The organism is Kitasatospora sp. NPDC057692 (assembly GCF_042799475.1).
Lineage (GTDB): Bacteria > Actinomycetota > Actinomycetes > Streptomycetales > Streptomycetaceae > Kitasatospora.
On record NZ_JBHVIV010000047.1, the window covers coordinates 1 to 18549 of the forward strand.

An 18549-nucleotide genomic window follows, 5' to 3' on the forward strand; every position below is an offset into this window, starting at 1 on the left:
CGGCCCGTGCGGCTCTCCCACAGCGGACGCCAGGCGGCGTCGTAGGCGGTCAGGTTGCCGTCGTCCTGGACGTAGAAGTACGTGCCCACCCCGTAGGTGCCCACGGCGGTCCAGACCGCGACGCCGTTCTTGTACAGGACCACGTGCCCGTCGTACTGCTGGTACAGCACGGTGCTGCCGTCGGGCGAGGACCAGCTCTGGCCGCGGGTCAGGCCGGCGGTGGCCTGGATGACGGTCTGGTTCGCGTCCGAGGCCGGCGCCGCCACGGCCGCGGGGGCGCCGGCCGCCACCGCGGCGGGCACCGTCACGGTGGGACTCGCCGCCGGGGCGCCGTCGGCGGCGAACGCCGGACCGCCCAGCAGCCCGGTGGCCATCAGCACGGCGCCCAGCGCGACGCCCGCGCGGGGAACGAGGGAACGTGCGATCCTCATGACGGACACTCTCCTCAAGTCGTTTCTCCAGGTGGCCTGTTGCCTCGAAGAGTCTCGCGGCCCGCGAACCCTCCAGGCAAAGCCCTTCGACGTCCTTCGAATCCGGGCGCCGCACCACCCGCCGGCGCTCCCCCGCACCTGTCCGCGACCCGCCCCGCTCAGGCGGCCGAGAGCCCGGCCCGGCGCAGCAGGTAGAGGCCCGAGGCGGCGGCGAGCACGGCCATGCAGGCGGTGAAGACCAGGCCCGCCTCGGACAGGCCGAGCGGTTCGGCGAGCACGCCGACGCCGATGACGGGGATCGAGATGCCGAAGTAGGCGACGACGAAGAGCGCGGAGAGCGCGCCGCCGCGGTGTTCGGCGGGAGCGGCGGCGGCGATCTCGCCGACCGCGCCGCGCAGGCCCATGCCCTGGCCGGCGCCGCCCACCAGGGCGGCGAGGACCAGCGGCGCCAGGACGGTCCAGGCGAGCGAGGAGGCCAGCAGGGCGAGCCCCGCGATGAGCACCAGGCAGCCCAGCGGAATCGCCCGCGCGGTGCCCAGCCGGGGCACCAGGAGCTGGCCGAGGGTCGAGCCGAGGAAGGCCGTGAAGACGACGAGGCCGGTGACCGCGCGGTTGTGGACGCCCAGGCCCTCGGCGAGGAAGGCGGGGCTGACCGAGGTGAAGACGCCCAGCAGCGAGAAGCCCGCGAAGGCGGCGAGGCCGGCCGGGACGAAGACCCCGCGGACCTGCGGCGGCAGCGACGGCCGGCGCGGGCGGGCGGTGCGCAGCGGACGGGCGCCCGCGACGGTCTCCGGCAGCGACCAGAGGACGGCGAACGAGGCGGCGAGCAGCACCAGGTGCACGGCGAACGGCAGGATCAGCGGGTACGGGGCGTACTCGGCGAGCACGCCCGACAGCAGCGGCCCGCAGCCGAGGCCGCCCATGTTGGCGGCGGTCGCGGCGAACGCGGCCCGGCCGCGGCGGCCGGGCGGGGCGAGTTCCAGCACGTAGGCGGTGGCGGTGCCGGTGAACAGGCCGGCCGAGAACCCGGAGAGCAGTCGGCCCAGGCAGAGCATCGGCAGGCCGCCCTCGGCGAGGAAGGCGACGGCGCTGCCCGCCGCGAAGGCCAGTCCGCAGAGCAGCACGGGTCGGCGCCCGACGGAGTCGGAGACGTTGCCGACGAGCAGCAGGACGCCGATGACCCCGAAGGCGTAGATCGCGAACACGACCGTGACCATCAGTTCGGAGAAGCCGATCTCCTCCTGGTACAGGCCGTAGAGCGGCGTGGGCAGGGTGGTGCCCGCCATGCAGACGGCGAAGGCCGCGGCGGCCCCGAGGTAGCCCGGGTGGCGTGCGGCGGGTGGCCGCTCGGTCGGACGATCGGTCATCAGCCCACGGTAGGCGCCCCGGCGGGCCCGGGGCGGGTCGGCGGCGGCGGGCTGCGCCGAATGGCCTCCCCCTGCTCCCTGCCGGACGACGGGGCCGAAAATGTCTCGCCGGGACTTCTGTCCCGCCGGGACATTTCCGGGTGTACGGTGGGGACCGTGAGCATCGAGAAGGACGAGGCGGCCCCCGAGGGGCGGCGCGGACGCAAGGCCCGGCGCACCCGGGAGTCGCTGGCGGGCGCCGCGCTGCGGCTGGTCCTGGACCGGGGCCTGGCAGCGGTCGCGGTGGAGGACGTCACCGAGCTGGCCGACGTCTCCCGGCGTACGTTCAGCCGGTACTTCCCCTCGCGGGAGGACGCCGTGCTGGACTGCCTGCGGGCGGACTTCGACCGGATCAACGCGGCGCTGGCCGCCCGCCCCGCGGACGAGAACCCGCTGACCGCCTACCGGGCGGCCCTGCGCGGCTGGCTGCGGGACGAGGATGAACCGGCCTGGCACCGGCGCCCGGACATGCGCGAGCTGTTCGCACTGATCGCCCGCGAGCCCTCGCTGACCGCCGCCTACCGGCGGATCTGCGTCGACGCCGAGGAGGCGTCCATCCGGATCGCCGCCGAACGGCTGGGCCTGGACGCCGAGCGCGACCTGCGGCCGGCCGTGGCGATCGGGCTCGGGGTCGCGGCCCTCCAGGCCACCGCCCGTGCCTGGGTCCGCCACCCGGCGCCGGACGACGGGACGTCCGGACTGCCCGCCCTACTGGAACAGGCCTTCGCGACGCTCGCCGCCGAGCCGCCCCCGGACGGCCCGGCGGCCTGAGCAGCACCACCCCCGCACCGAAGGAGCACCACCATGACCCCCACCACCACCGACACGACCGGCACGGCCCACCCGCAGGAGTTCACCGGGCGCGTCGCGCTGGTCACCGGCGGCGCCTCCGGCATCGGACTCGCCGTGGCCCGGCGGCTGGCCGCCGGCGGCGCGGCCGTCGCCGTCGCGGACCACGACGCCGGGGGTGCCCGCGAGGCCGTCGCCGCGCTGGAGGCCGAGGGCGCGCGGGCGCTGGCCGTCGAGGTGGACGTGACCGACCCCGAGTCGGTGCGCGCCGCCGTCGAGGCCACCACCGCCGGCCTCGGCGCCCTGCACCTGGCCGTCAACAACGCCGGCATCGCGGGCGCGACCGCGCCGACCGGCGCCTACGACCCGCAGGACTGGCGCCGGGTGCTGGCCACCAACCTGGACGGCGTCTTCTACTCGCTGCGCCACGAGATCCCGGCCATCCTCGCGGCCGGCGGCGGCGCGGTGGTCAACATGGCCTCGATCCTGGGCACCAACGGCTTCGCCGGCTCGCCCGCGTACGCCGCCGCGAAGCACGGCGTCGTCGGCCTGACCAAGACGGCCGCGCTGGAGTACGCCGCGCAGGGCGTGCGGATCAACGCGGTCGGCCCGGGCTTCATCGACACCCCGCTGCTCGCCCAGGCCGACGAGGCCGCCCGCGCCGCCCTGGTCGCGCTGCACCCTGCCGGCCGGCTCGGCCGCGCCGAGGAGGTCGCCGAGCTGACCGCCTTCCTGCTGTCGGACCGGGCCTCCTTCATCCACGGCAGCTACCACCTGGTCGACGGCGCCTACGCGGCCCGCTGACCGGGGACGCCCGTGCCGGCCGCCGTGCCGGCTGCCGTGCCGCACGGCGGCCGGCACGGGCAGGGCCGCGCACGGGCGGATCCCGAACGGCCCCAGATGGTCTGCCGTCTCCCACGGCGCGGTCGAGGCGCCGAAGGACGTCGACCTGCCGGTCCGCGAGGGCGAGGTGGTCACCCTGTCGGCACCCGGGCGGGGCGGGATCCGCTTCCGGGGCGTCCGGGTGGGCGGCCGGGGGATCGGGCACGTGCCCGAGGGGCGGCGCGTGTTCCCCGCGATGACCGTCCGGGAGAACATCGACATCGGCGCCCACCCCCTCCGGCGCGCCCCTCGGGAGGACCTCGACCGGGTCCACCTCCTGTTCCCGGTGCCGGCCGAGCGCCTCGGCCAGGAGGCCGGCACCCCCTCCGGCGGCGACCAGCAGCTGCTCCACGAGCCGTCGACGGGCCTGGCCCCGCCGATCGTCACGCAGATCTTCGCCGTCGTCCGGGAGATCAACGGCCATGGCGACCGTCCTGCTCGTCGAGCAGAACGCCGCCCGGGCGCTCAGGCCCGCCGACCGCGGCTACGTCCTGGAGACCGGGTCGATCGTGATGAGCGCCCCGGCGGCCGAGCCGCTGGACGATCCCCGGGTGCGCGCCGCCTGTCCCGGCAGGGCGGCGGGGCGACCGGACCGGCATGACCGACCGGGGCGGCCGGCCTCCCCGCGGGTGACCGGCGCGGGGACCGGTCCAGGGCCCGGCAGCGGTCCCGGCCCCGGGCGCGGCTCCGGCCGGGGCCCGGGCGGGGGCGGTGGATCGGGCTGCAGCGGCGGCGGTCCCGGCGGCACCGGGTCCGGCCCGCCGGGGCCGGGCACCGGTCCGGGCAGCGGTCCCGGTCCGGGGCCAGGTCCCGGACCGGGGGCAGGGGTGGGGCTGGGCGGCACGGGGTCGTTCGGCGGCGTTCCCACGGCGGGTCGCTCCTCTCGGTCTGCGGCTCCGTTCCCGCACGCGGCTACCCCGTCCGCCGCCCCCGACACCCGCGGAACGGCGGTAGCTACCCGCCGCCGCCGCGCAGGTCCCGGGCCGCCGCGCGGTGGAGGTCGGCGAGCATCGCGGCCACGGCGGCCGTCACCGGGGTGCCGCCGGTGCGGCGCTCGGCCCAGCGCCAGTCGCCGTCGGGGTTGACCTCCAGGAAGACCGGCCGCCCGGCGCTGAGCAGGAAGTCGAACGCCCCGTAGCGCAGGTCCATCGCCCCGGCCAGCGCGCGGGTCGCGGCGGCGACCCGCGGCGGGGGCGAGGGCAGCGGTCGGACCTCCAACCGCTCGGGGGCGGCCCAGGGGTCGGCGGGGTCCGCCTTGCCGACCTCGAAGGCGTGCAGCCGCCCGGCGACGAAGTACACCCGCAGCTCGGCCTCGTGCTCCACGTACTCCTGCACGAGCACCGGCGGGCCGGGGCGCGGGCCCCCGGACAGGTCCGCGCGGTCGAGGACGGTGGGGAAGATCCCGTGCAGCCGGCCCGGCACCGGCTCGACGAAGTGGTGGTGGGCCGCCTTGACGACCACCCGCGGCCCCTCGAACGCCTCGCGCACGAGGTGCGGGTCGGTGGTCAGCACGGTGTGCGGGACCGCGACGCCGCACCGCCGGGCCAGCCGGAGCTGGGAGAGCGGCCCGGGGCGGTCGGAGCGGATCGCCGTGCCGGAGAGCGCCGCCAACTCGTCGGCCGCCCTCCGCCAGGAGTCCCGCAGGAAGGCGCTCCGGGCCGGGTCGGGGGCGTCCGCCGTGGCGGCGGAGGGGGCGAAGTGCCGGATCCAGGTGACGGTGGGGGTCAGCGGGCGCCCGTTCAGCCGCACCGCGCGGCCGTCGGCGCCGAGGGTGAGGGAGGTCGCGGCGAGCTCCTCGGCGTTCAGGCGGGCGGTGCGGATGCCCGCCCCGGCGAGCAGCCGCACGACCGGGTCGAGATCGGTGTCGCAGGCGCGGCTGAGCAGCAGCACACAGGGGTCCGGCACCGGGCGCACGTCGAACACCAGGGCAGGGTCGTCGAGTTGGGCGAGGAAGGACGGGACGTCAGGCATCGGCTTCGGCGCCGGCGTCCGCAGCGGCGCCGGCGGTGGCGAGCAGGTCGTCGGCCATCGCCAGCAGCTTGGTGACGGTGGCCGCCACCTGCTCGGGGGCGGAGGGCAGACGGTCGGCGACACGCTGCAGCACCGCCAGGTCGAAGGCCGCCGGCTTCGCGGGCACCGGCTCCGGCACGGCCGGGCGCAGCAGCAGGAGCAGCTCCAGCACCGTCGCCATCTCGGTGGCCAGCAGCCCGAGCGAGGCCATGTCGCCCAGGTCGCAGCGCGGCCGGCTGTCGCGGTCCAGCACCGACAGCACACCGATGCAGTCGCCGTCGCAGATCAGCGGCGCGGCCATGATGCCGCGCGGCACGTAGCCGGTGGACTCGGCGGCCGAGCGGGCGAACTGCGGGCTCTGCGCCACGTCGTCCACCACCACCGGCTGGCCCGTCAGCAGCGCCCAGCCGGCGATGCCGGTGCCGGCCGGGAAGCGGGTGCCCAGCAGGTGGTGCTCGCCCTCCCCCGCGACGGCCTCGAACACGAGGGCGCCGTCGGTCTCGTCGACCAGCAGCACGGAGGCCGCGGCGGCGCCGAACACGCTGCGCGCGACCTCCACGATCGACTGGAGCAGTCTGCGCCGGTGCAGCTCGGCACTCTCCAACGGGTCAGTCGACACGCGCACCTCCATCGGGTACGGCTACGTTCTCAGCGGCCAGGTAGAGGACGGACTTGAGCTGGAAGGGGGTGAGCGAGCGGTGCTTGCTGAGAATGAGCGCGCAGATGCCCGCGATGTGCGGGGTCGCGAAGCTGTTCCCGGTACTGAGCAGCTGCCGGCCGCCGGGGCCGGCCACCGGCACCCGCACGCCGCGGGCGTAGAACTCGACCGGCGGTGACGGGTTGTAGTAGTAGGTCATCGGGTTGGGGCTGTCGTGGCTGGCCACCGAGATCACCGAGGCGAACGGCCACGGGTAGCTGCGCACCGGCATGTTGTGCGCGGAGGCGACGATGACGCAGCGGCGGAAGTAGGCGGAGTCGGCGAGGTCCCGCAGGGCGTCGCAGAACTCCGCCTTGGTCGTGGACAGGCTCAGGTTGATGACGTCGTAGCCCTCCTCGATCGCCCAGGTGAGCCCGGCAAGGAGGGCGGCGCCGCTGCCGTGCCGGCCGCCGCCCAGCACCCGCACCGAGGTGAGCAGGGCGCCGGGGGCGACGGCGCGGATGACGCTGGCGCAGGCGGTGCCGTGGCCGGCGGTGTCGGCGGGCTCGGTGGGGACGACGGCGAGGGTGCCGTCCTCGGCCCGGACCACGTCCATCGCCCGGTCGAGGCCGCCGACCAGCGGGTGGTCGGCGTCGACGCCGCTGTCGAGCACGCACACGCGCACGCCGGAGCCGTCCGCGCCGCCCCAGGCCCACTCCTGGGTGAGGTGGCCGCCGAGCGGGCTGACGTCGAAGGGCTCCTGCGGCACGGTCGAGACCGGCATGCTCCAGGCGGGCACGCCCGGGAAGTGGTCGCGCGCGGGGCGGCGCCAGGGCGGGAGGTGGAGGCCGGTCATCGGCCGTCACCCCCGTCGGCCTGCCTCGGTGGGCCGGCGGCGAGCCAGGCGCGGACCCGTCCGGCGGGCAGCGTGGCGCCCTTGGCCTCGAACATCCGCAACGCCTCGGTCCCTTCAGCCGTCGCCCGCTCGGCCTGGCCGGCCGCCCGGAGCACCATGGCCCGGTCGAGGAGCGTCTCCCCCACCAGGCAGGGGTCGTCGGAGCCGGCGCTCAGCGCCCGGGCCGCCTCGGCCGCGGCCAGCGCCTCGGCGTGGCGGCCGCGGGCGGAGGCGATCCGGCCGCGCAGGGCGGCCGCACCCAGCCGGGCGCGCGGGTTGCCGGCGCCGGCCGGGTCGACGGCCGTGCCGTCGGCCGCGCTGCCGACCGCGCCGTCGTCCGCGCCGTCGACCGGATCGCCGCCGAGCAGGTCCAGGGCCGCCGCGGCGGCGTCCGTACGGCCCTGGGCGAACAGCTCGCGGGCGATCGCCACCTCGGTGGTCCGGGTGTCCGGGACGTGCTCGGCGGCGCGCAGCACGCCGAGGCTCTGCCGGTAGCGGGCCTCGGCGGCCTCGTGGGCGCCGGCCAGCGACTCGACGAAGCCCGCGGCGTCCAGCACCACCGCGTCCGCGAGGTCGGCGTGCACGTCGTGCGAGTAGGTGAGCGCCTCGGCGAGAGTGCGCCGGGCGGCGGGCACCTCACCGGCCAGCGCCTCCAGGTGGGCGCGGGAGACGAGCACCGGGATCAGCAGCGAGCGGTTGGCGGCGAAGCGCCGGCCGAGCAGGTCGCACAGCTCCAGCGAGGCGGCCACCGGGGTAGGCGTCCACTGGGCCAACTCGCAGACCGCGCAGAGCAGTCGGTCCTCCTCGTAGCCGTCGGCCAGGGCCCGGGCGCGGGCCAGCGCGAGGCGGAAGGAGGTCTCGGCGGAGGCGGTGCGCTCGGCGGCGAGGTCGAGGTGGGCGTGCAGCTGGTGCAGCCGGCACCAGCTGAGGTCGTCGTCCGGGTCGCGTTCCAGGCGCTCGGTGAGGTGCCGGGCGTCGGCGGCGACCTCGGCGGGTGCGGCGAGGCCGAGCCGCAGGGCGACGATGCCGCGCTGGATCGCCCGGGTGGCCGCGGCGCGGGGGTCGTCGGGCAGCGCGGCCTCGGCGGCGGCGAGCGCGGTCCGGCAACGGGCCTCGTCCTGCAGCCAGATCCCGGCGTCGCAGACGTGCAGCGCGAGGGCGGTGTGCCGGGGGTCCCCGGCGGGCAGCAACGCGCGTCCGCGTTCGAGGAGTTGGACGGCGGCGGGAAGGTCCTTGCGAGCCAGCGCGCGCATGCCCTCGGCGATCAGGGTGCCGGCCGCCGGTCCGGCCAGGTCGGGCAACCGGGGGTCGCCGGGCCGCAGTTGGCGGCGGAGCAGGCTGGTGGCCTCGACGTGGTAGGCGACGGCCATCGGGTCCGGCGGCCGCTCGCGGGAGAGCCGGTCGGCGAGGAAGTCGTGCCAGCGCTCGCGGCGGGTCTTCGGGGTGAACTCGTAGGCGGTGTCGCGCAGCAGGGCCTGCGCGAAGCGGTAGGTGCCGGACGGGCCGGGCTCGAAGACCCGGCGGCGGGCGAGCAGGGCGGTCGCCTCGTCGGCGGCGGGCGGGGCGGTGCCGTCGGCCTCGGCCATCGCGCGCAGCTGGGCGCGGGTGAACTCGCGGCCGACGACGGCGGCGAGTTCCAGCAGGCCGCGTTCGGTGGCGGGGAGCCGGTCGAGGCGGGCGCCGAGCAGGGCCTGCACGGTGGGCGGCACCTGGGTGCCGGGGGCGGTCTCGGCGAAGACGTCCATCAGCTGCTCGGCGAAGAGCGGGTTGCCGTCGCACAGGGTGACGACCCGGCCGGTCAGCTCGCGGTGGTCGTGGGCCCGGTCGTCCTGGGGGTGGACGTCGCCGCGCAGGGCCAGGGTGCCGACCAGGGCGGCGGTCTGGTCCTCGGTCATCGGCCCGAGGTCGACGGTCAGGGCGCAGGGCGCGCCGGTGCCCCAGCCCGGGCGCAGCTCGTACAGCTCGGGGCGGGCGACGCAGAGCAGCAGGACGGGGACCTCGCGCAGCCAGCCGGCGATCTCCTCGACGAGTCCGAGCAGCGTCGACTCGGCCCAGTGCAGGTCCTCCCAGACCAGGACCACCGGGCGGGAGCGGCCGAGCACCGTCAGGAGGTGGCGCACCGCCCAGGCGATGTCCGCGACGCCGACCGGTTCCGGGGCGGGACCGTCGCCCGGGCCGTCCGGGGCGGGGGCGGACTCGGCGACGGCGGCGAGGGTGCGGGCGACCAGGCGCCGGGTGCGGGCGGCCTCGGCTCCGCCGCCCGGCCGCTCGCCGACCTCATCACCGTCGCCTGCCTGCGCGTCGTCGCCGCCGTCCGGCTGTGCGCCCGCACCGGCGAGCAGGCGGGCGAGGGCGGGCCGGCCGCCGGGCAGCGAGTCGAGCATCTCGGCGAGCGGCCGGTAGGTGATGCCCCGGCCGTAGGCGGAGCAGCGGCCGGTCAGCACCAGCGGCCCGCCGTCGCCGTCCGGGAGTCCGGCGAGGAACTCGCGGACCAGCCGCGACTTGCCGATGCCGGGCGCGCCGACGACGGTGGCCAGGCAGACCTGCCGCCGCTCGCGGGCCTGCCGGTAGCCGCGGGCGAGCTCCCCCAACTCCTCGGTGCGGCCGATGAACGGGGTGAGCGGGCCGGGCCGGTCGGCCGCCGCCTCCGGGTCGGTGATCCGCCAGGCGGGCACGGGGCGGGACTTGCCCCTGAGCTCCAGCGGCTCCACGGGCTCGATGCCGACCCGTGCCCGCACCATGGCGGCGGTGTCCGCGCAGACCAGCACCTCGCCCGGCCGGGCGGCCGTCTGGAGCCGGGCGGCGGTGTTGACGGAGTCGCCGACGACCCGGAAGTCGTCGCCGGGCCGGGTGATCACCACGACGTTGCCGGTGCAGATCCCGGCCCGGGCCTCCAGCCGCACCTGGTACTCGGCGGAGAGTTCGGCGGTCAGGCCGGCCAGCGCGGCGAGCGCGCCGGTGGCGGCGCGGACGGCGCGCAGCGCGTCGTCCTCGTGCGCGACGGTGGCGCCGAACGCGGCGAGGATCGCGTCCCCGATGAACTTCTCGACCACGCCGCCGTGTTCGGCGATGCAGGCGCCGCAGCTGGCGAAGTAGCGGTCCATGACGCGGCGCAGCGGTTCGGGGTCGAGGCGTTCGGCGAGGGTGGTCGAGCCGACGATGTCGAGGAAGAGCATGGACACCTTGCGGCGCGACTCCCGCGGCTCCGGCGGCTCGGCGGCGGCCGCGAGCGGCGCGCCGCAGCCGGCGCAGAACCGGTCCGCCTCGGCGGTGCGGCGGCCGCACGCGGCGCAGCTCACGGCCGGCCCTCCAGGGTGGGTTCGGCCGGCTCGGCGGTCCCGGACGGGTCGGCGGCCGGGTCGGCGGCCGGATCGGCGGGCGGCTCGGCGGACGGATCGGCGGACGGATCGGCAGTGTCCGCGACGGGCCCGGCGGGCCCGGCGGGCTTCGCCGCCCCGGCGGCCTCGGCGGCCGGCAGGGCGAGCCGGGCGTAGACGCCGGCGAGCACCACGAGGAGCCCGGACACCGCGAGGATGGTGTCGATCGGCCCGAACCGCAGCCCGGCCACCGAGCCCGAGAAGCCCCGCAGCCCGCTGCCCGCGAGCCAGCCGGACAGCACCGCCGTCAGCATCGCGGCGAGCCGGGTGACCGGGTAGAACACCGAGACCACCCGGCCGCGGAACTCCTGCGGCGTCGCGGCCAGCAGCAGCGGCGCCATGGCGGTGTTCAGCATGGTGATCGGCACGATGAAGACGAACAGCAGGGTCACCGCCGCCGGGAACCCGGTCTGCCGCGAGTACAGCACCAGCAGGGCGCCGCTCGCCATCAGCCCGATCCAGGTGGTCCGCCGGGCGCCGATCCACTGCACCACCCGCCCGGCGGCGAGCGCGCCGGCGATCCCGCCGATGCCCATCGCCATGCCCAGGTAGCCGTACAGCTCGGCGGAGGCGTGCAGGTTCCGGGTGGCGAAGAAGATGTTGAGGGTGCTGAGCGCGCCCGTGCCGAGCTGGCCGATCACGGTGAGCAGCAGCAGGGCGACCAGGAAGCGGTTGCGGCCGAAGAAGCGCAGCCCGGCGGCGAACTCCCGGAAGACGCCCTGCCGTTCGGCTCCGGCAGCGGCCTTGCCGCGCGCCTTCGCGGCGCCGGCCGCAGCACCGGCCGGGCCGCCGGCGGTGGTGACGGGCGTCAGGTCCGCCGACCTGATGGCGATGTAGGAGACCAGGTAGGAGAGGGCGTTGAAGGCCAGCGCCCACTGCAGGCCGACCGCGAACAGCAGCGGCGCGGCGAGCGGCGGTCCGATGATCCAGGCGGTCTGGCCGGTCGCCTGGGCGATGCCGGCCGCCCGGGCGCGGTCGGCCTCGTCGGTGACCAGGTCCGCGATGACCGCGAACCGGGCCGGGGTGAAGAACTGGCTGGCCGCGTTGAGCGCCAGCACCGTCGCGTAGATGAGGCCGAGCCAGACGCCCGCCGGCAGGTCCTCGACCGGGACGAAGGCGACGGCGGTCAGCGCCGCCACCAGGACGCCGCGCAGCACCTCGGTGCCGAGCATGGTGGCGCGCTTGTCCCAGCGGTCGACGAAGACGCCCGCGAGCGGGCCGACGGCCATCACGGCCACGCTGGTCGCGAGGACGACGCCGCTGACCGCCTGCGGCCCCCAGGACCTGCCCTCGGCGAGCACGGTGGCCACCCACAGGACGAGCGTGGTGCTGAACACCGCGTCGCCGACCGAGGAGACCGCCTGGCCGAACCAGAGGCGGGTGTAGGTGGGGCTGATGAGGGTCGGCCGGAGCCCGCCGAGGGCGCTCATGCGGCACCCGCCGCTCCGAGCAGCAGCGTCATCAGGGCGGTCACCAGGGTGGTGTGGTACGCCTTGGCGAAGTACCCGGCGGGCGGGTCGGCGGCGCTCGCCCGGGTGGCGGCGGAGCGTCCGGGGACGGAGCCGTCGGGGCGCTGGGCACGGGCCAGGCAGTCGACGGCGGCGGCCCCCTCGGGCGTGCCCGGGGCGTCCAGGCCGAGGCAGACCTGGGTCATCACGAGTTCGGCGGCGAGGTCCCACCAGTCGTGCCGCACGCAGTGGTCGAGCAGCCGGGCGACCAGGGCCGCCGCGTCGGCCACCGCGCCGGGGGGCAGGCCGGGGCCGGTGCGGGCGAAGTCGCTGAGGTAGAAGCTGGAGTGGGTGAGCGCGTAGGCCTCGGGGACGGTGACGGGCGGCTCGTCGGGGCGGGCGGCGGCTCCGCGGGGGCGGTCGCGGCGCGCCGCGCGGGCGAGGGCGGTGGCGGGGAGTTCGACCAGGACGTTGCGGTCGGCGAGGTCCGCGTAGGGCTCGACGGAGTGCGCCACCCCGGCCTTGTCCGCGTAGTACCGCAGTTCCAGCCGCTGGTAGGGCGAGCGCCCGGCCGGGGAGAGGTCGGCCGGGGTGAGCCGGGCGAGTTCGGCCCGGAAGGGCGCGTCGTCCGTCCCGGTGGGCGCCAGGGCGGCGCAGACGAGCCGGTACTGGACGGCGGCGCGCGGGTCGGCGGTGAGCAGGCGCGGGAAGCCGGGGTGCCGCCAGACCGAACGGACCCGGGCGGTCGCCTCGGCGCGGCGCGGGTCCGTGCCGGCGTCGAGGCGGGTCCAGCAGTGGGTGAGCAGGGCGAGTTCCAGCGCGGCCTTGGCCGGGCGGTGCGCGCCGCCGGGCTCGCGCTCGGCCGGGCCCGGCGCCGGGCGGCCCGGCGCGAAGGGGTCGAAGTGGTCGAGGTGGCGCACGAGCCAGCCGAGCGTGCCGTCGGAGAGGCGCCGCAGGTCGCCGCCGATGCCGAGGCCGGGTGCGGTGGTCACAGGCGCCCCGTCTCGTCCAGGTAGTCGAGCAGCGCGGCGTCCACCGTGTCGCGGAAGTCGGCGAGGGTGCGCCGGTCCTCCTCGCGCCGGTAGAGGTCCTCGCAGCCGACCCAGCGGTCCCGGGTGCGGGCGGCGGGCAGGTAGCCGCCGGTGACGGTGCCGACCTCCCAGTCCGGCTTGCCCGCCGTCTCCCAGCAGCTGGCCAGCGTGCCGTCCGCGCTCACCACGGCGCCGTAGCGGCCGTCGCCGTGGCCGCAGGTGGCGCACGGGCGGTGGGCCTGCGGGCGGGTGACGGTGAAGCCGGCCTCGATCGCGCGGCGCTGCCAGCGGGTGAACCGCTCCGACAGCTCGCGGGTGTGCCGCAGGTCGTTGCCGTAGCCGACGCCCACGTCGCCGACCTGGGCGACGTACAGGGTGCAGCGGGCCGGGTCGAGGCTTCCGGCGAGCCGGTCGATCAGCGCGTCCACGCCCCGGTAGGTCTCCTGGGAGACGTTCACCCGCAGCAGCCAGCGCAGCGGGGAGGCCTCGGAGGCGCGGGCGAGGTTGCCGACGATGGTGTCGAAGGTGCCGCCGCCCTCGGTGCGGCGGATCCGGATCCGGTCGTGGTCGGGGCGGTCCCCGTCGAAGGTGACCTGGACGGAGCGCAGTCCGCGCTCGGCGAGGCCGCCGGCCAGCGCGGGGGTGAGCAGGGTGGCGTTGGAGATCATCCAGGCGGAGGCGAGGCCGTGGTCGGCCGCCCGTTCGAGGAGCTCCAGGCAGCCGCGCGGGTTGAGCAGGGGCTCGCCGCCGAACAGCAGGATGCGCAGCTTCTCCAGTCCGGCCTCGGCCATCCGCCGGTCGGTGAAGTCGAGGATGTCGGTGATGGTCCGCGAGGTCAGCCGGGTGCGGGCGATCCGGGGTGGGCGGCTGCCGCCGTCGCCGTCCTGGCCGGTGTTCTGGAAGCAGTAGCCGCAGCCGAGGTTGCAGTGGGTGCTGGTGAGGACGGTCAGCGCGTAGCTGTGCGGGACCGGGGCGGTCAGCAGGCCCTGCTCGCGCAGCCGCTGCTCGGTGCCGGGGCGCAGCGTGCCGTCCTCGGCCAGCTGGCCGGGGCGCAGCCGGGCGAGGCCGCCGCCGGGGCCGAGGAACCACCAGTTGCGCTCGCCGCGCAGCAGGCGGGCGCCGCTCCCGGCGGCGGTCGGCGCCGGGCTCACCGGGGTCGCCGGGCTCACCGGGCTCACCGGGGTCAGCGGGCTCACCGGGCACCTCCCAGCGCGGGGACCGCCGGCCGGCGGTGCAGCAGGACGACGGTCGCCAGCGCCACCACCAGGGTGGACTGGTAGGACACCCGGAAGAACTCGACGGCGTTCGCCCCGGCGGGCGCCCGGTCGCCGGCGGAGCGGCCGGGGACGGCGCCGTCGGGCGACTGGACCTCGGCGAGCATCCGCAGGCCGGCCGCGCCGGACGGGGTGCTCAGCGGGTCGAGGCCCAGGCAGTGCTGGGCGAGCAGCAGTTTGCCGGTGAGGTCCCACGTGCCGGCGCGGACGCTCTCCTCGGTGAGGCGCTGGACCCGGTCGCGGGCGTGTGCGCGGCCGGCCTCGTCCAGGCCGGGGTCGCGGAAGCCGAAGTCGGCGAGGTGGAAGACGGTGTGGGTCACATTGCAGACGTCCAGGTCGGCGAGCGGCCGGTCGTCGCCGTGCGCGGCCAGCCGGCTGATCCGGTACAGCTCCGGGTAGTCGGCCAGCCGGTGCGGCACACCGGCCAGTTCGGCGTAGTAGCGGGTCTCCAGCTGCAGGAAGGGCGACTTGCGGCGCGGGGTCAGGAGGTCGCCCGCCACCGCCTCGGCGAGGGCCGCCCGGTGCGGGCCGTCGGCGGGCAGGCCGGCGGGGGCGAGCGCCCCGTACATCAGCTGGAACTGCCGGGCGTAGCGCGGATCGGCGGTGAGCAGCCGCGGGTGGTCGGGGCTGCGCCAGACCTGGTCGACGGTCGCGGCGACCCCGGCCAGGTCCGGGTCCTCCGGGTCGGCCTTCGCCCAGGCGCGGTGCAGCAGGGCGAGTTGCAGCAGCGCCTTGACCCGGGGGGTCACCGGCAGCTCCACCCGGCCCGACGGTGCGTCAAGATAACCGCAGTGCCGGCCGATCCACCGCCGCACCCCCGCCGACAGGCTCGTGACGGCCGCGAGGTCCGGGCCGACTGGTCGAGTACCCATGGTTCTCCCTTGAGGTTGCGGGCTGCTGGGCGGTGCGCTCGACGAGGTCGGCGGCGCGCCGGGCGCTGTCGGCCTCGGCCCCGGCGAGGCGGTGGCCGAGCGCGCGGGCGCGGGCGCGCAGCCGCTCGTCGCGCCAGGCCGCGTCGAGCAGCCCGGCCGGGTCCGGTCGCGGTGTGCGCGGGAGGTGGACGGCGGCGCCGGCGCGCAGCAGGGCGGCGCCGAGCACCGGCTGCTCGGAGCCGTTGGGCGTGACGCCGAGCGGGCGGCCGCGCAGCAGGGCGCCGAGGACGGGGGCGGAGGTGCCGGCGGTGAGCACCAGGCCGGCGCGTTCGACCAGCGGCCCCAGCCAGGGCCTGCGGACGAGCAGGATGTCGGCGTCCGGGTCGGGCCGCGGATCCCCGGTGCGGCCCTGTTCCACCACGGCCTGGTAGCGGCCGCCGGTGAAGGTCGCGTTCAGCCGCGGCCACGGGGTGCCGCCGCCGAAGAAGCGGCCGAGGTGGACGTAGACGACGGGCTTGCCGGTGCGGGCCAGCGCGGCGTCCACGGCGTCGAGTTCGGCGGGGTCGGCGGCGGGCTCCCAGGCGAGCGGGCCGACGTGCCGCACCCGGGGCGGCAACTCGGCGCCCGGGTACTCCAGTTCGGGCAGGCCACGGAGCAGCAGCGCGTCGCCGAGCAGCGGGGTGTCGTCCGGCGCCGTCCCGTGCCTCCCGGCGGCCGGCCAGCGGGACGGCCGCCCGGCGAGACCGGCCTCCTCGCGGGCGGCGGCGTAGAGCGCCAGGGTCTCGCGGGTCCGGTTCTCCCGGGTGCGGCCGTACTGCGGCTCGTCCGCGCCGCCGGAGCGGTAGGTCCACAGGTGGATCGAGAGTCCGAGCACCACCACCGGGACGTCCAGCGCCTCGGCGGCGAGCAGCGCGCCGTTGCACAGCACCGAGGTGACCAGCAGGTCGGCGCGGGCCTGCCGGGCGGCGCGCACGGTGGCCCGGTACTGCGCGAGGCCGGTGACGCCCCAGCGGGCCGCCGAGAAGGCCCCCTCCCCGCCGAACTCCTCCGCCGCCGCGAACGGCAGGCCGGCCTCGGCCGCGAACGGCGCGGCGCCGGCACGCCCGAGCACGGAGACCCGGTGGCCGCGGCGCAGCAGTTCGCGCCCGGCGGCGAGCGCCGGGTAGAGGTAGCCGCCGTCGCTGAGCGGGCAGAGCAGGATGTTCACGGGGCCTCCGGGCCGGGGCGGGGGTCGTGCCGGGCGGGGCGGGCGCGTCGAGGAGGCGTCGGGCCGGACGGGAGGCGAGCGGGCCACCCGGCCGCCGCCGGGTGGGGCCGGGGCCGGGTGGCCCGCTCAGGCATCAGGACACCGTGTCCGTGCTGGCGGCGTCAGAGCGCCGAGCTGTTGTTGATGACGCAGACGTCCTCGACGAGGCCGTCCTCCTCGATGCCGTGTGCGACGACGTCGACCTCGTCCTCGGCCTCGGTCGGCTCCGGGTTGATGGACTCGGGCATGCTGTCCTCCCTCTACGAGTGCGGCGTCCGCTACGCCGGCCCGGGGCCACCGTAGGGAGGCCCGGTATGGCGGCGCTTGGCCGGTGGTTCGATTTCGGTATGACGGTCGGTCAACTACCGTTCAGCGAGGGCGCACCGACACCCGTTCGGCGGCCCGGGCGGCCCGTTCCCGGGCGTACGCGTAGAGCAGCGCCGGCATCGCGAAGCGCACGGGGTCCGCCGGGCCGTCGGCCCCGGCGAGGGTGAGCAGGCTGGCCTCCAGGAGGTCCTCCAGGGTCCGCGCCGCCGTCCCCGGGTCGCAGTCCAGCACGGCCGCGGCCTCGTCGAGGGTGAACACCGGCCGGGCGAGCAGCCCCAGCCGCAGCACCGCCCGGTGCCCCGCCTCCGGCAGCTCCCCCACCGAACCGGCCAGCCGCACCCGCACCAGCGGGTCGCCCCCGCACAGTTCGTCCAGCAGGGCGCGCCCGCCGGTCAGCCGGGCGCCGTACTCGCCCAGTGGCACGTGCCGCAGGAAGGCCAGCCGGTCGGCGACCAGCCGCACCCCGAGCGGCAGCAGCCCGGCGGCGCGCACGATCCGGGCGGCGGAGTCGCGGTCCGCCGCGACCCGGTCCGCGCCGATCGTCCGCCCGAGGAACTCCACCGCCTCGTCCACCGCGAAGGGCGCCAGCCCGAACCGGTGGGCGCCCTCCAGGCCGATCAGCCGGGGCCGGGCGGTGACCACGACGGCGCTCCCCCCGGCCTCCGGCAGCAGCGGGCGGACCTCCGACTCGCGGCGGGCGTCGTCGACGACCACCAGGGCGCGGCGCCCGGTCAGCCACAACTGCCAGGCCCAGCGCGGGTCGGAGCGGCCGGCGGCGGGCGGCGCGCCACCGCGTCCGGCGGGGGCGGTCGCGGCCAGCAACTGGCGCAGCACGTCCTCCAGCGGGCGCAGCCGGCCGTCGTCGCCGCGCAGCCGGACGAACAGCCGGCCGTCCGGGAACTGCTCGCCCAGGCGGTGCGCGGTGTGCACGGCGAGCGCGGTCTTCCCGGCGCCGAGCGGTCCGGTCAGGACGGCCAGGCGGCCGGCGCCGCCGGTGAGCGCCTCGGTCAGGCGGCGTGCGGCGGCCGCGCGGCCGGTGAACGCCGGCGGGTCGGTGGGCAGCAGGTGCGGCGGCGGGCACGGGTCCGCGGGGGCCCCGCGGACGGCGGGGGCGGTGAAGGCGGCGAGGGCCGGGGGCGCGGTGAGGGCGGCCGCGCGCGGCGGAACCGGGCCCGGGCCCGGTTCGCAGAGCAGGGCGCGGTAGCAGCGGGCCAGCGCCGGGCTGGGCGGCAGGCCGAGCTCCTGGGCGAGCAGCTGGCGCACCTCGTCGTAGACGGCGAGCGCCTCGGAGCGCCGCCCGGCCTGGCACAGCGCGGTCATCTGCAGCATCCGCAGCCGCTCGCGCAGCGGGTGGCGCTGGGCGGTCTCGGTGGCCCGCTCGATCGCCGCCGCCCCGCGCCCGGCGGCGAGTTCGGCGTCCAGCCAGTCCTCGAACACCCCGAGGAAGCGGCGGTCCAGGCGCTGCGCGGCCGCGTCGATCAGCGGAACGTCCCGGAAGCCGTCCAGGGCCTGGCCGCGCCAGAGCCCCAGCGCCTCCGCGAGCGCCCCGGCCCGGGCGCGCTGCTCGAAGCGCAGCGCGTCCAGGCCGTCCTCGGCGGCGTGCAGGACGTAGCCGCCCGACTGGTGGCTGATCCGCACGACCGGCACCGCCGGCTCCGGGGCACCTCCCCGCTCCGCCGCGCTCCCCTGCTCGGCGGCGACCAGCCGGCGCAGCCCCGAGACGTACACCTGGAGGTTCTTGCGGGCGGTGCGCGGCGGCGCGTCGTCCCACAGCGCCTCGACGAGGGCGTCGGCCGACAGCCGGGTATTCGCGTGGGACAGCAGGGCCGCCAGGAGAATCTGCTGTTTCCGTGAACCCGCATCGAGTGCCCGGCCGTTTCCCAGCACGCGGAGCGGCCCGAGAATCCCGAATCCCACCGCCATC

16 protein-coding genes are annotated in these 18549 nt (G+C 77.3%); 3 read left to right on the forward strand and 13 right to left on the reverse strand.

Features of this window, described 5'->3' with window-relative positions; translation table 11 throughout:
* Positions 1-431 (reverse strand): hypothetical protein (locus tag ACFVFS_RS24590; RefSeq protein ID WP_380626842.1); only part of this gene is annotated, 431 nt, incomplete at its 3' end.
* A gap of 158 nt (positions 432-589) precedes the next feature.
* Positions 590-1798 carry an MFS transporter gene (locus tag ACFVFS_RS24595; protein WP_380626843.1) on the reverse strand — a complete coding sequence of 403 codons (1209 nt, stop codon included), beginning with the start codon at positions 1796-1798 and terminating at the stop codon, positions 590-592.
* 156 nt (positions 1799-1954) lie between these two features.
* Here ACFVFS_RS24595 and ACFVFS_RS24600 point away from each other — a divergent pair, with 156 nt between their 5' ends.
* The 3 genes from ACFVFS_RS24600 (at position 1955) to ACFVFS_RS24610 (ending at position 4109) form a co-directional block, all read left to right on the forward strand.
* Positions 1955-2608 carry a TetR family transcriptional regulator gene (locus tag ACFVFS_RS24600; protein ID WP_380626844.1) on the forward strand — a complete coding sequence of 218 codons (654 nt, stop codon included), beginning with the start codon at positions 1955-1957 and terminating at the stop codon, positions 2606-2608.
* Between the two features lie 33 nt (positions 2609-2641).
* Positions 2642-3430, forward strand: a complete 789-nt coding sequence (locus tag ACFVFS_RS24605; protein ID WP_380626845.1) for an SDR family NAD(P)-dependent oxidoreductase — start codon at positions 2642-2644, stop codon at positions 3428-3430.
* Positions 3431-3692: 262 nt separating this feature from the next.
* The gene (locus ACFVFS_RS24610; protein WP_380626846.1) at positions 3693-4109 is read left to right on the forward strand and encodes a hypothetical protein; all 417 of its coding nucleotides are present in this window, start codon (positions 3693-3695) and stop codon (positions 4107-4109) included.
* 353 nt (positions 4110-4462) lie between these two features.
* Here ACFVFS_RS24610 and ACFVFS_RS24615 read toward each other — a convergent pair whose 3' ends face one another.
* From ACFVFS_RS24615 to ACFVFS_RS24665, 11 genes are all read right to left on the reverse strand, one after another.
* Entirely contained in the window at positions 4463-5479 is a 1017-nt protein-coding gene (locus tag ACFVFS_RS24615) for a RimK family alpha-L-glutamate ligase (protein ID WP_380626847.1), read from the reverse strand.
* Entirely contained in the window at positions 5472-6137 is a 666-nt protein-coding gene (locus ACFVFS_RS24620) for a GAF domain-containing protein (protein WP_380626848.1), read from the reverse strand. Before ACFVFS_RS24620 ends, ACFVFS_RS24615 begins: the two co-directional genes overlap by 8 nt.
* On the reverse strand, positions 6127-7011 hold the full coding sequence (locus ACFVFS_RS24625) for a S8 family serine peptidase (RefSeq protein ID WP_380626849.1): 885 nt from the start codon (positions 7009-7011) through the stop codon (positions 6127-6129). The genes ACFVFS_RS24620 and ACFVFS_RS24625 overlap by 11 nt, the downstream gene beginning before the upstream one ends.
* Positions 7008-10349: an AAA family ATPase gene (locus ACFVFS_RS24630; protein WP_380626850.1), complete on the reverse strand. Its 3342-nt coding sequence runs from the start codon at positions 10347-10349 to the stop codon at positions 7008-7010. The genes ACFVFS_RS24625 and ACFVFS_RS24630 overlap by 4 nt, the downstream gene beginning before the upstream one ends.
* Complete coding sequence (locus ACFVFS_RS24635; protein WP_380626851.1) at positions 10346-11857, reverse strand: MFS transporter; 1512 nt, start codon at positions 11855-11857, stop codon at positions 10346-10348. Before ACFVFS_RS24635 ends, ACFVFS_RS24630 begins: the two co-directional genes overlap by 4 nt.
* Complete coding sequence (locus tag ACFVFS_RS24640) at positions 11854-12867, reverse strand: DUF6895 family protein (protein ID WP_380626852.1); 1014 nt, start codon at positions 12865-12867, stop codon at positions 11854-11856. Before ACFVFS_RS24640 ends, ACFVFS_RS24635 begins: the two co-directional genes overlap by 4 nt.
* Complete coding sequence (locus ACFVFS_RS24645; protein ID WP_380626897.1) at positions 12864-14057, reverse strand: radical SAM protein; 1194 nt, start codon at positions 14055-14057, stop codon at positions 12864-12866. Before ACFVFS_RS24645 ends, ACFVFS_RS24640 begins: the two co-directional genes overlap by 4 nt.
* Before the next feature lie 41 nt (positions 14058-14098).
* On the reverse strand, positions 14099-14941 hold the full coding sequence (locus ACFVFS_RS24650; RefSeq protein WP_380626853.1) for a DUF6895 family protein: 843 nt from the start codon (positions 14939-14941) through the stop codon (positions 14099-14101).
* Between the two features lie 16 nt (positions 14942-14957).
* Positions 14958-16259, reverse strand: coding sequence for a glycosyltransferase (locus ACFVFS_RS24655; protein ID WP_380626854.1), 1302 nt, complete (start codon positions 16257-16259; stop codon positions 14958-14960).
* Between the two features lie 161 nt (positions 16260-16420).
* The gene (locus ACFVFS_RS24660) at positions 16421-16546 is read right to left on the reverse strand and encodes a hypothetical protein (protein WP_376080424.1); all 126 of its coding nucleotides are present in this window, start codon (positions 16544-16546) and stop codon (positions 16421-16423) included.
* A gap of 121 nt (positions 16547-16667) precedes the next feature.
* A complete protein-coding gene (locus ACFVFS_RS24665; protein ID WP_380626855.1) occupies positions 16668-18548 on the reverse strand; it encodes a BTAD domain-containing putative transcriptional regulator in 1881 nt (626 codons plus the stop codon).
* Position 18549 lies beyond the last annotated feature (1 nt).